General features: G+C 69.6%; 10 protein-coding genes. 5 read left to right on the top strand and 5 right to left on the bottom strand.

The genetic code is table 11. The annotated features are described in order from the left end of the window. Window positions 1–172 precede the first annotated feature (172 nt). A complete protein-coding gene (gene hutG, locus VFH59_RS08595; protein ID WP_325164474.1) occupies window positions 173–955 on the bottom strand; it encodes an N-formylglutamate deformylase in 783 nt (260 codons plus the stop codon). Between the two features lie 31 nt (window positions 956–986). After that, entirely contained in the window at window positions 987–2,330 is a 1,344-nt protein-coding gene (gene gorA, locus VFH59_RS08590; protein ID WP_325164473.1) for a glutathione-disulfide reductase, read from the bottom strand. Window positions 2,331–2,487: 157 nt separating this feature from the next. On the opposite strand from gorA, the gene VFH59_RS08585 reads away from it, so the two are divergent. Beyond that, entirely contained in the window at window positions 2,488–3,045 is a 558-nt protein-coding gene (locus VFH59_RS08585) for a C40 family peptidase (RefSeq protein WP_325164472.1), read from the top strand. A gap of 135 nt (window positions 3,046–3,180) precedes the next feature. Here the strand turns inward: VFH59_RS08585 and VFH59_RS08580 are convergent, their stop codons facing one another. After that, window positions 3,181–3,666: a peptidylprolyl isomerase gene (locus VFH59_RS08580; RefSeq protein ID WP_325164471.1), complete on the bottom strand. Its 486-nt coding sequence runs from the start codon at window positions 3,664–3,666 to the stop codon at window positions 3,181–3,183. Between the two features lie 35 nt (window positions 3,667–3,701). Then, window positions 3,702–4,931, bottom strand: coding sequence for an MFS transporter (locus tag VFH59_RS08575; RefSeq protein ID WP_325164470.1), 1,230 nt, complete (start codon window positions 4,929–4,931; stop codon window positions 3,702–3,704). A gap of 221 nt (window positions 4,932–5,152) precedes the next feature. On the opposite strand from VFH59_RS08575, the gene VFH59_RS08570 reads away from it, so the two are divergent. From VFH59_RS08570 to VFH59_RS08560, 3 genes are all read left to right on the top strand, one after another. Further along, window positions 5,153–6,706 carry a M4 family metallopeptidase gene (locus VFH59_RS08570; RefSeq protein ID WP_325164469.1) on the top strand — a complete coding sequence of 518 codons (1,554 nt, stop codon included), beginning with the start codon at window positions 5,153–5,155 and terminating at the stop codon, window positions 6,704–6,706. Window positions 6,707–6,938: 232 nt separating this feature from the next. After that, the gene (locus tag VFH59_RS08565; protein WP_325164476.1) at window positions 6,939–7,610 is read left to right on the top strand and encodes a class I SAM-dependent methyltransferase; all 672 of its coding nucleotides are present in this window, start codon (window positions 6,939–6,941) and stop codon (window positions 7,608–7,610) included. Window positions 7,611–7,803: 193 nt separating this feature from the next. Continuing rightward, on the top strand, window positions 7,804–9,150 hold the full coding sequence (locus tag VFH59_RS08560; RefSeq protein WP_325164468.1) for a DEAD/DEAH box helicase: 1,347 nt from the start codon (window positions 7,804–7,806) through the stop codon (window positions 9,148–9,150). 51 nt (window positions 9,151–9,201) lie between these two features. Here VFH59_RS08560 and fghA read toward each other — a convergent pair whose 3' ends face one another. Then, window positions 9,202–10,044: an S-formylglutathione hydrolase gene (gene fghA / locus VFH59_RS08555; RefSeq protein WP_325164467.1), complete on the bottom strand. Its 843-nt coding sequence runs from the start codon at window positions 10,042–10,044 to the stop codon at window positions 9,202–9,204. A 154-nt stretch (window positions 10,045–10,198) separates the two neighbouring features. Between fghA and VFH59_RS08550 the strand changes: the two genes are divergently transcribed. Beyond that, on the top strand, window positions 10,199–12,031 hold the full coding sequence (locus VFH59_RS08550) for a DEAD/DEAH box helicase (protein WP_325164466.1): 1,833 nt from the start codon (window positions 10,199–10,201) through the stop codon (window positions 12,029–12,031). Window positions 12,032–12,077 lie beyond the last annotated feature (46 nt).

Here is a 12,077-nt window from a genome sequence, read left to right as displayed (position 1 = left end):
GCCTGGGAGCGCGGGCAGCAGCTCAGCGTGCACGCCTGGTGCTACAGCCTGACCAATGGCCACATGAACGACCTGGGCGTGCACATCGACAGTCACGGCGCGATCTGGCCGAGCTACGAGGCGGGACTGGAGCGTCTGGCCAGCCGCATCGGCGAGCCGCGCTGAGGCGAGCCTAGTCTTCGGTGAGACAGGCGCGCAGCAGCGCGCCTATCACCGCCTGCACGCCCGCCGCCTGCGCAGGCAGGAAGTCGAGGCTGTCCTCGTCCATGTAGGTGTACTGGGCCAGTTCCAGCTGCACCGCCTGCACCTTCTCTGCCGGACGGCCGTAGTGCCGGGTGATGTAGCCGCCTTTGAAGCGGCCGTTGACCACGTGGCTATAGCCGTCCTGCCCCTGCAGCACGGCATCGAGCCGCGCCTGCAGCGGCGCGCCGCAGCTGGCGCCATCGGCGGTGCCGAGGTTGTAGTCCGGCAGCTGGCCGTCGAACAGCATCGGCACGCGGCTGCGGATCGAATGGCCCTCCCAGAGCACCACGCGCCCGTGCAGGGCGCGCAACCTCGCAAGTTCCTGCTGGAGCGCCGCGTGGTAGGGACGCCAATAATCGTTCACGCGGCGTTGAACTTCGGCGACGTCCGGGGCGCCTTCCAGATACAGTGGCTCACCGTCGAAACCGATGGTGGACACCAGCCCGGTCTCGCGCCTGCCCGGATACAGCGCGTGACCGTCGGCAGGCCGGTTGAGATCCACCACGTAGCGCGAGGCCAGCGGTCGCAGCAGGCTCGCGCCCAGGGCCTGGGCCAGCGGCGCGTACAGCCGGGCGACGTGCCAGTCGGTGTCCGGGGACCGCCGCGCCGAGGGATGCATGCGCGCGGCGATGTCGTCGGGAATGTGGCTGCTGTCGTGCGGCAGGCTGATCAACAGGGGCGCGCTGCCCTGATCGAGGCGGAAGATGTCCATCCGGTCAGTGTAACGCCGGCCCGGCAGGGCCTCAGTGCATCAGCAGCAGTTCCTCCGACGACGTCGGGTGGATGGCCACCGCGCCGCGCAGCTCGCGCCGGGTGAGACCCTGGCGCATCGCCACCGCGAAGCCCTGCAGCATCTCGTCGACGCCCGGACCCAGCGCATGCAGGCCGAGCACGCGCTCGTCGTCACCGCTGCAGACCAGCTTCATCACGGTCGGCTCGCGTCGCCCGGCGACCGCGAACTGCAGTGGCACGAAGCGCTTGCCGAAGACCCTCACCGCATCGCCATGACGCGCCCGCGCCTCCTGTTCGGTCAGGCCGATCTTGCCCAGCGGCGGGTCGGCGAATACCACGCTGGGGATTGCCTGGTAGTCAAAACCGGCATCCGGCTGGCCACCGAACAGTCGCTCGACAAGTGCGTACCCTGCCGAGACCGCCACCGGCGTGAGCGCCGGACAGGCGGTCACGTCCCCGATCGCCGTAATGCCCGGGACCGTGGTGTTCTGGTGCGCGTCGACCTGGATGAAGCCCTTGCCGTCGCGGCCCACGCCCAGCTCCTCCAGTCCGAGCGTGTCGCTGTTCGGCACGCGGCCGACCGCCCACAGCACCGCCTCGTACGGTCCGTGCGCGGCTCCGCCGGCATCGTCCAGCAGCAAGGCCCCCGCGGTGCCGCGCGCCCCGGTGACGTTGCTCTGCGGCGTGATGCGGATGCCCTGTTCGCGCATCTGGGCCGCCAGTGCCTGCACCAGCTCCGCATCGAAGCCGTCGAGCAGCTGCTTGCGGATCAGCAGTTCCACCTCGCAGCCGAGTGCCCGCAGCAGGCAGGCGAATTCGGTCGCCACGTAGCCGCCGCCCACGATCCCGATCGAACGCGGCAATCTCTCGATCGAAAAAATGTCGTCCGACACCATGCCCAGCCCGAAGCCCGGTAACGGGAGCCGCTTCGGGCGGGCGCCGGTGGCGATGATGACCTGCGGGGCGCGGTACTGCGCGCCGCCTCCCTCCACCGTGTCGCGCGCCAGCAGTCGCCCGGCCGCGCCGATCCACGTCACGCCCGCTTCCTCCAGCCGTTGCGCGTAGCGCCGGCGGATATCCTGGATATAGCGCTCGCGCATCAGGCGGAAACGGTTCCAGTCCAGCCGGCCGGGCCTGAGGTCGAATCCGTAGTCGACCGCCAGCGATTGCCCCTGAGCGAGCTGTGCGGCGAACCAGAGCGCCTTCTTCGGCACGCAACCCAGGTTCACGCAAGTGCCGCCCGGCGGGCCCGGATCGAGCAGCGCCACCTTCGCGCCATACCGCGCGGCGCGCTGCGCCACCGTCAGCCCGCCGGAACCGGCGCCGAGCACGATCAGATCGAAATGCTGGGTCATGCAGCCTCCATGGAGTCACCCCAGCATGCCTCTCCCGCCGCTGATCGATGTGAATGGGCCCGGCCGACGCGGCATCCGGCAAGCTACAAGCCAGCCTCACCAACTTGACGCAAGCCCTTGATTGACTAAGCTCGGCCAAAACACTGCCGAGGTTGCCATGACTGCGTCCGGACGTCCTTCAGCTGCCACGCGCCTGCGCATGGGCCTGGTCGGGACGGCGGCCCTGCTGCTGGCGGCCTGCGCCGGGAGCCCGCACCGCCGCGAGCCGACCTTCAGGGCTTCGCATTCGACCCTGGCCGACCTGCCTGCAAAGGCCCCCTCGGCAGCCAGTGCAGGCACTGCCAACGATGTCCTGTTCCGCGCCATCGCGCTGGTCGGCACCCCCTACCACTGGGGCGGCAACACGCCGCAGAGCGGCTTCGACTGCAGCGGCCTGGTCGACTACATCTATCGCAATGCGGCCGACATCGTGCTGCCCCACAGCTCCCACGCCATGTCCGAGATGGACGGCCGCAAGGTCAGGCGCATGACCGAACTGGCCAGCGGCGACCTGGTGTTCTTCGACATCGGCGGGGACATCAGCCACGTGGGCGTGTACGTCGGCAAGGGGCGATTCGTGCATGCGCCCAACAGTGGCGGCACGGTCCGCCTGGACGACATCGACGGGCCGTACTGGCGCGACCACTTCGCGTTCGGGAAGCGGCTGCTGGATTGAGGGAAGACGGGCCGGGGCGGGATCGGCGGCTCATCCGGCGGGCTGAAGCCGGGACCAACCTTCTCCCGGAGGGGAGAAGGTGCAAAGGAAACGGCGCCTTGGGGCGCCGCTTTCGTTACCGTTTGAAGCCCGGCTTCAGTGCGCTTCCTGGCCCGGCGGATGCGCGTGGCCGTGCGTGATCTCGTCCTCGGTGGCGTCGCGCACCTGCTCGATCGCCACGTCGAAGTGCAGGGTCTTGCCGGCCATCGGATGGTTGAGGTCCACGTCGATCGTGCTCATGCCCACCTTGTGCACGGTGACCGCGCGGTGGCCGCCCTCCTTCAGCGCCAGCACCGTCGCCATGCCGGGCCTGAGCTTGTTGGCCTGCTGGAAATACTTCTTCGGCACGCGCTGGATGCGGCCATCCTCGCGCTCGCCGTAACCCTCGGCCGGGGCGATCTCCACCGCGAGCGTCTCGCCGGCCTCATGGCCTTCCAGCGCCTTTTCCAGCCCCGGGATGAGCTGGCCGTGGCCAAGCAGGATCCACAGCGGCTCGCCGTTGTCGCGCGAGCTTTCCACCTTGTCGCCGTCCACCGTGAGCGTGTAGTGGAACGCGATGACCTTGTCCTTGCCTGCCTTCATTGCCTGTCTCGTGGGGTGCAAAGCCGGGGATTCTATCAGTCCCGCGCGTGGCCGAAGCCTACCCCGCGCGCCTCCGGCCCCAGCCAGGCAAGCAGCGCCAGCAGCAGCGCCACCACGGCGATCCACACCGACATGGCGAATGCGTAGTCGCCGCCGTGTGCCCTGGCGATCCACGCCTGCGCCGTGGCGGTGACCGCCGCCAGCAGGTTGCCGGTCTGGTAGGCGAAGCCCGGCAGCGTGCCACGCATGTGCCCGGGCGAAAGCTCGTTGAGATGCGTGGGCACCACGCCCCAGGCGCCCTGCACCATCACCTGGATCAGGAACGCGCCCAGGCCGTAGAGCACCAGCGTGCCGCCGTACATCCACAGCGGAATAACGGGGATGGCCAACAACGCGGCGATGACGATCGCCCGGCGCCGGCCGATGCGCTCGGACAGCGCACCGAAGAACAGGCCGCCGGCCAGCGCCCCGAGGTTCAGCAGCGCCACCAGCACGAACGCCGCGGCGGAGCCGGTGGGCAGGTGCAGGTTGACCTCCTCGAAGGTGTGGTACAGGTCCTGCGACCCGTGGCTGAACATGTTGAAGGCGGTCATCAGCAGCATCATGTACAGCACCAGTTTCCAGCGACCGCGCAGTGCCTCGCGCAGCCCGACCCGGGGTGCCTCGCGCTGCCGCCGCCAGACCGGCGATTCCGGGACCTTGCGGCGGATGTACAGCACCAGCAGCGCCGGCGCGGCGCCGACCACGAACAGCCCGCGCCAGCCGATGTGGTCGATCAGCAGCCAGTTGGCCAGCGCACCGAGGAAGAAGCCGCAGGGATAGCCGCTCTGCAGCAGGCCCGAGACGATGCCGCGCGACTTCGGCGGGATCGCCTCCATCGCCAGCGAGGCGCCGATACCCCATTCGCCACCCATCGCGATGCCGAACAGGAAACGCAGCACCAGCAACATCGTGAGCGAGGTGGAGAACGCGGTCGCCAGCTCGAACAGCGAGAACAGCACCACGTCCAGCATCAGGATCGGCCGCCGCCCGTAGCGGTCGGCCAGCCTTCCGAAGATCAGGGCACCGATGGGGCGGGCGGCCAGCGTCAGCAGCAGCGCCAGCGTCACCTCCGGCTTGTCGACCCCGAATTCGCCGGCCACGCCCACGATCACGAAGGTCAGCAGGAAGTAGTCGAAGGCGTCCAGCGTCCAGCCCAGGAAACTGGCCAGCACCGTGTGGCGCTGGTCATGGTTCAGCTCACGCAACGTGGACACAACACTCATGCAGCCACTCTCAGCATCGACCCGGTCATCAGGCTAGCACGCGGTCCCCTGGGGGCCGCCGCGCGGATGCGACGCGGCAGGATGACATGCCCCCTCGGGGCGGCGCAGGTTGCCCTGTCGGCACAGCGCTTCCCGGGGGAGGATCGGCGCGTGCCGACGCGACGGCGGACGAGGCAGGACGCTACCGACCGCCCATCCATTTCCTTGGGAGGGAAAAACCAATGCTGCAAAAACCGCTTGCCGGCGCCCTGCTGGGCGCCCTCGGACTCGTCGTGGCCGCTGCTGCCCAGGCCGCCACGCCCAACCTCATCCACACGCCGGCGCTGGGTCGCCTGGATGCCAGCGCACTGGCCCGGCGCCTGGGCATGGACCCGCAGGCCTCGCTGGCCCCGGGCCTGCAACTTCGCACCGCCCACGGCACGATCAAGACCCGCGAGCGCCAGATGTTCCGCGGCGTGCCGGTATACGGCCGCAGCGTGGTGGTCGAACGCGACGGCGCCGGTAATGTGCGCAGCGTCGAAGGCCACCTGTCCAACGGCCTGGGCTTCGACCTGGCATCGGTCACGCCGCGCCTCAGCGGTGCCCAGGCGCTGGCCGCGCTGCGCCAGCATGCCGGCTTCCTGCCCTATGGCATCGGTGCCAATGCGGTCTCCGACGCCAGCCTGCAGAACGTCAGGCACGAGTTGTACGTCTATGCCGAAGGCAAGAAGGCGCGCCTGGTCTACCTCACCTCGTTCTTCGACGACCACAACGGCCGCCCGACCCGCCCGACGGCGATCATCGATGCCAATTCCGGCGCGGTGCTGAAAAGCTGGGAAGGCCTGACCACCAAGGGCAAGCCCGGTGGCGGCGGTGGTGGCGGCACGGGTACGGCGGCCAGCGCCAACGGCCCGGGCGGCAACCAGAAGACCGGTGAGTACTTCTACGGCACCGACTACCCGGCATTGGCGGTCACCCAGTCGGGCAGCACCTGCTCGATGGTCAACACCGACGTCAAGACCAACGACATGAACCAGAGCCGCAACCGCGCGACCCTCTGGACCTTCACCTGCCCGACCAGCAGCGGCGACGGCATCAACGGCGCCTACTCGCCGATCAACGATGCGCACCACTTCGGCGCGGTCGTGCACGACATGTACAACGCCTGGTTCGGCGCCCCGCCGCTGAACATGCAGCTGGTGATGAACGTGCACTACAGCCGCAACTACGAGAACGCGTTCTGGAACGGCTCGTCGATGAACTTCGGCGACGGCGCCAGCTACTTCTATCCGCTCACCGCGCTGGACGTGACCAGCCACGAGATCAGCCACGGCTTCACCGAGCAGCATTCGAACCTGCAGTACTCGGGCCAGTCCGGCGGCATGAACGAGGCCTTCTCGGACATGGCCGGCGAAGCGGCCGAGTACTACGACCGTGGCGCCAACGACTGGCTGGTGGGCGCCGACATCACCAAGACCGATCCGGCCCTGCGCTGGATGTGCACGCCTAGCAAGGACGGCGCTTCGATCGACAACGCTTCGCAGTACTACAGCGGCCTGGATGTCCACTATTCCAGCGGCGTCTACAACAAGGCGTTCTGCACGCTGGCCAAGACGTCGACCTGGAACACGCGCAAGGCCTTCGAGGTGTTCGAGCGGGCCAACGCGATGTACTGGACGGCCACGGCCACGTTCAACTCGGGCGCCTGCGGCGTGGAGAACGCGGCGGACGACTACGGCTATTCCCGCAGCGACGTCGTGGCCGCGTTCAACGCGGTAGGCGTAACCTGCCAGTAAGCCGGCCCTTCAGGTCGTTCCCACGAGCCCGGCCCCGCGCCGGGCTCGTTCGTTGCGCCGCGGCGGGGCGCGGCAGCAAGTGCGGTGGACGAAGCCTCCATGCATCACCTGCACATCCTGGCGCCCGCAGCCTGCCTATACTGCCGTCCCGTCCGCGGAGTACGACCATGCAACGATCGTCCCGGCGCCAGGCCACCCCCACGCCCCTCCCGCCGGAGCGCCGGCCTTGACGGTGCGGCCGCGGTACCGCCTCGACCGCTCGATGCGCGCCACCCTGTCGGCCCGCTTCACCGGCTTCAATCAGCGCCAGTACGTGCGTGGCAAGCTGGCCGGCGATCCGGTTTACGCCGGCGTGGCGAGGCTGCTGCAGGATTCCGCCCCCTTCCCGCTGCTCGACGTCGGCTGCGGCCTGGGCCTGCTCGGTCACTACCTGCACGGCGTCGGCGTGTTGCGCGGCTACGTCGGCATCGACCACGACGAACGGAAGATCGCCGCCGGCCGCCGGGCCGCCGTGGCGATCGGCGATGCCCTCGACCTGCGCTGCGCCGACGTCGCCGACCTGCCGGAGTTCCGCGGACACGTCAGCCTGCTGGACGTGCTGCATTACCTGCCGGCGGCGCGCCAGTCGCCACTGCTGGAGCAACTGGCCGGCCATGTCGCACCCGGCGCCCAGCTCATGATCCGGAACGTGTTGCGGGCGAAGCACTGGCGCTTCCACGCCACGGTGCTCGAGGAGCACCTGCTGCACGCCACCGGCTGGATGCGCGTGGGGGCCGACCACTACCCGACCGCGCAAGAGGTCATCGCCCCGCTCGAGCGTGCCGGACTGGTCACCACGCTCACGCCGCTGTGGGGTCGCACGCCGTTCAACAGCTACCTGATCGTCGCCCGGCGGCCGGCCTGACGCGCTCCGGCAAAAGCGCCGGCGGCGCATGACCTGAATGCGGGTCGCGCACAGGGGCGCTCCTGCAGGCAGCCTTGCGCCTCTTGCGCTATACTGCGCGGACGGCTTCCTGCCGTTGCGGCTCTCCGCCGCCCCTTCCCCAATATCGCAACGCGGTTCTGAAGAACGCTCCGGGTTGCACAGGAGTGTTTTCATGTCTTTCGAATCGCTGGGCCTTGCGCCCGCGTTGTTGCGCGCGCTCGCCGAACAGGGCTACACCCAGCCCACCCCGATCCAGGCCGGCGCCATCCCGCTGGTGCTGGAGGGCCACGACCTGCTGGCCGCCGCGCAGACCGGCACCGGCAAGACCGCCGCCTTCGCGCTGCCGCTGCTGCAGCACCTGTCGACCGCCGGCGCCACCCAGACCCGCCGCCCGCGTGCGCTGGTGCTGACCCCGACCCGCGAACTCGCCGCGCAGGTGCACGACAACCTGCGCGACTACGGCAAGCACCTGCGGGTTTCCAGCACGACCATCTTCGGTGGCGTCGGCATGGGTCCGCAGATGCAGGCGCTGCGCCGTGGCGTGGACGTGGTGATCGCCACGCCCGGTCGCCTGATCGATCACATGCAGCAGCGCTCGGTCGACCTGTCCGGGGTCGAGGTGCTGGTGCTGGACGAAGCCGACCGCATGCTCGACATGGGCTTCCTGCCGGCGATCAAGCGCATCCTCCAGGCACTGCCGAAGCAGCGCCAGACGCTGCTCTTCTCCGCCACCTTCGCCGAACCGATCAAGGCGCTGGCGATGCAGTTCATGCGCTCGCCGCGCGAGGTGTCGGTGACGCCGCCCAACACCGTGGCGAACACCGTCAGCCACCACGTGCACCCGGTCGATGCCGCGCGCAAGCGTGACCTGCTGCTGCACGTGCTCTCGCAGGACAGCCGCCGCCAGAGCCTGGTGTTCAGCCGCACCAAGCACGGCGCCGACAAGCTGGTGAAGTTCCTGGAGGCTTCCGGAGTGCGCTCCGCGGCGATCCACGGCAACAAGAGCCAGAACGCGCGCACCAAGGCGCTGGGCGACTTCAAGAGCGGCCGCGTCACCGTGCTGGTGGCGACCGACATCGCCGCCCGCGGGATCGACATCGACCAGTTGCCGATGGTCATCAACCACGACCTGCCGATGGTCGCCGAGGATTACGTGCACCGCATCGGCCGCACCGGGCGTGCCGGTGCCGAGGGCATGGCCGTGTCACTGGTCAGCCATGACGAATCGGGCCTGCTGCGCGACATCCGCAAGCTGCTCAAGCAGGAGATCGCGATCAGCGACGTCCCGGGTTTCGAGCCTTCCGCGCCGCTACGCCTGGACGCCGGCGCACCGCGCCCGGTGCAGGGCCAGCGCCAGCCGCGTGCGCAGCGCGCGGGCAGCCACGGCAACCACGGCAACGGTCACGCCGGTGGCGGCCATGGGAACGGCCAGGCCAACCGCAACGCCGCCAACGCCGGTCGCGCCAGCGGCCGCCGCCGGCGTGCCGGCGGCGCGCCGCGCCCGGCGCCCCGGGGCTGACCCGATGCTGGGGGGCGGGGCTGACGCCCGCCCCGCGACGGAGACGCGCCGCTACCTTGCCAGTGCCGACGCGTGGTGACGCAGGTGGTCGTCGATGAAGCTGCCGACGAACCAGTAGCTGTGGTCGTAGCCGGGGTGCCGGCGCAGCACGAGCCGCTGTCCGGCCTCGGCACAGGCCTCCTCGAACAGCTCCGGACGCAATTGCTCGGCAAGAAAGCGGTCGGCCTCGCCCTGGTCGATCAGGATGGTGCCGGGAAACGGTTGCCGCCTGACCAGGGCACAGGCGTCATGGTCGGCCCACGCCTCCCGGTCCTCGCCCAGATAGCGCGCGAATGCCTTCTGCCCCCACGGCACGCGCGAGGGCGCCACGATCGGCGCGAAGGCGGAAACCGAGCGATAGCGTTGCGGATGCGCCAGCGCCAGCGTAAGCGCGCCGTGGCCGCCCATCGAGTGGCCGCAGACGCCTGCGCGGGCGACGTCGAGCGGAAAGCGCCCGGCCAGCAACCGGGGCAGTTCATCGACCAGGTAGCTGCGCATGCGAAAGCGTGACGACCACGGCGCCTGCGTGGCGTCCAGGTAGAAGCCCGCGCCCTCGCCGAACTCCCAGTCGCCGGTGGCGCCGGCGAAGCCGGTATTGCGCGGGCTGGTGTCGGGCATCACCAGCGCCAGCCCCAGCTCGGAGGCGACGCGCTGGGCGCCCGCCTTGATGGCGGCGGTCTCCTCCGTACAGGTCAGCCCGGCAAGGAAATACAGCACGGGGCAGGCCTGCCGCTCTGCCAGCGGCGGCAGGTACACCGCAAAGCGCATCGGCCCGCAGTTCTCCGAGACATGCCGGTAGAAGCCCTGCACGCCGCCATGGCATCGCTGTTCGGAAAGCGTTTCGACCGTCGCCATGCGGCGCCTCCACAACCACACAAGCGTCCGATCATAACCACGACACGCCCACGCCACGTGTACCCCACACCGACGTCACGCCGGCGAGGCTGCTAGAATGCCGCGCCCGCGCGGCGCCGCCCTCGCTCGCCGCTGCCCAATTCCTGAGGTTCCCATGTCATCCCCCGTTTCAGGTCCCACGCCGGCCGACTACGACCCGGCGCCGGCCGGTTTTGCCACGCTCGCGCTGCGCCCCGAAGTCCAGCAGGCGCTGTCCGACGTCGGCTACGAATCGCCCTCGCCGATCCAGGCGGCCACCATTCCGCCGCTGCTCGAAGGGCGCGACGTGCTTGGCCAGGCGCAGACCGGCACCGGCAAGACTGCCGCGTTCGCGTTGCCGATCCTCTCGCGCATCGAGGCCAGGCCCGGCAAGCCGCAGGCGCTGGTGCTCGCGCCCACGCGCGAACTGGCCATCCAGGTGGCCGAGGCCTTCCAGCGCTACGCCGCGCACATCCCCGGCTTCCAGGTGCTGCCGATCTACGGCGGCCAGAGCTACGGCCCGCAGCTGCACGCGTTGCGCCGCGGCGTGCACGTCGTCGTCGGCACGCCCGGTCGCGTGATCGACCACCTGGACAAGCAGACGCTCGATCTCTCCGAGCTCAAGTACCTGGTGCTCGACGAAGCGGACGAAATGTTGCGGATGGGCTTCATCGATGACGTCGAGAAGGTGCTCGAGGCGACGCCGCCGACGCGCCAGGTCGCACTGTTCTCGGCCACCATGCCGGCGCCGATCCGCAAGATCGCGCAGCGGCACCTCAAGGACCCGGTCGAGGTCACCATCAAGGCCAAGACCACCACCGCGGCCAACATCCGCCAGCGCTACTGGTTCGTCAGCGGGATGCACAAGCTCGATGCGCTGACCCGCATCCTGGAAGCCGAGCCGTTCGACGCGATGATCATCTTCGCGCGCACCAAGCAGGCCACCGAGGAGCTGGCCGAGAAGCTCACCGCACGCGGCCTGGCCGCCGCCGCGATCAACGGCGACATCGCCCAGCCGCAGCGCGAGCGCGTGATCCAGCAGCTCAAGGACGGCAAGCTGGACATCCTTGTCGCCACCGACGTGGCCGCGCGCGGCCTGGATGTCGAGCGCATCAGCCACGTCTTCAACTACGACATCCCCTACGACACCGAAAGCTACGTGCACCGCATCGGCCGCACCGGCCGCGCGGGCCGCAGCGGCGAGGCGATCCTGTTCGTCACGCCGCGCGAGAAGGGCATGCTGCGCGCGATCGAGCGGGCCACCCGCCAGCCGATCGAGGAGATGAAGCTGCCGACCGTCGAGGCGGTCAACGACGTGCGCATCGCGCGCTTCAAGCAGCGCATCACCGACACGCTCGCGCAGGACGACCTGGGCGATTTCCAGCGTCTGATCGAGCAGTACGAGCAGGAGCAGAACGTGCCGGCGCTGGAGATCGCCGCGGCGCTTGCGCGCCTTGCCCAGGGCGATCGCCCGCTGCTGCTGACGCCCCCGCCTAAGCGCGAATACGAGCGGCGCGAGCAGGCGCCGCGCGACATGCGCGAACACGGCAGCGAGCGCCACGAGCGCAAGCCCCGTGAAGCGCGCGAGCCCCGCAGCTTCGACGCGCGCCCGCCCCGCCCGCACAATGCGCCGGAGCCCGGCAAGCGCACCTACCGCATCGAGGTCGGCCACGAGCACGGCGTCAAGCCGGGCAACATCGTCGGCGCCATCGCCAACGAGGCCGGCCTGGAGAGCCAGTTCATCGGCCGTGTCAGCATCCGCGGCGACTACAGCCTGATCGACCTGCCCGAAGGCATGCCCCAGGAGGTGTTCGACCACCTCAAGAAGGTCTGGGTCAGCCAGCAGCAGCTGCGCATCAGCGAGTGGGACGGCACGGAGGAGCCGGCCGGTGCCGCTCCCCCGCGCCGGCCGCGCCCGGGCGGGTTCAAGCCGAGGCCGGGCGGCGGCAAGCCGCCGCGGCGAAAGTAGCCGACCCGCCGCAATCCGTTCGGCACCGGCCCGCGGCCTGCAGGGG

Source organism: Frateuria sp., from assembly GCF_035695185.1.
Classification (GTDB): Bacteria; Pseudomonadota; Gammaproteobacteria; order Xanthomonadales; family Rhodanobacteraceae; genus Frateuria_A.
Note: the sequence above shows the minus strand (reverse complement) of the source record. Positions and strands in the feature narration are given on the sequence as shown.

Coding starts and splice junctions, on each gene's coding strand:
- hutG (WP_325164474.1), bottom strand. CDS start 955: ATGGACATCTTCCGCCTCGATCAGGGCAGCGCGCCCCTGTTGATCAGC.
- gorA (WP_325164473.1), bottom strand. CDS start 2,330: ATGACCCAGCATTTCGATCTGATCGTGCTCGGCGCCGGTTCCGGCGGG.
- VFH59_RS08585 (WP_325164472.1), top strand. CDS start 2,488: ATGACTGCGTCCGGACGTCCTTCAGCTGCCACGCGCCTGCGCATGGGC.
- VFH59_RS08580 (WP_325164471.1), bottom strand. CDS start 3,666: ATGAAGGCAGGCAAGGACAAGGTCATCGCGTTCCACTACACGCTCACG.
- VFH59_RS08575 (WP_325164470.1), bottom strand. CDS start 4,931: ATGAGTGTTGTGTCCACGTTGCGTGAGCTGAACCATGACCAGCGCCAC.
- VFH59_RS08570 (WP_325164469.1), top strand. CDS start 5,153: ATGCTGCAAAAACCGCTTGCCGGCGCCCTGCTGGGCGCCCTCGGACTC.
- VFH59_RS08560 (WP_325164468.1), top strand. CDS start 7,804: ATGTCTTTCGAATCGCTGGGCCTTGCGCCCGCGTTGTTGCGCGCGCTC.
- fghA (WP_325164467.1), bottom strand. CDS start 10,044: ATGGCGACGGTCGAAACGCTTTCCGAACAGCGATGCCATGGCGGCGTG.
- VFH59_RS08550 (WP_325164466.1), top strand. CDS start 10,199: ATGTCATCCCCCGTTTCAGGTCCCACGCCGGCCGACTACGACCCGGCG.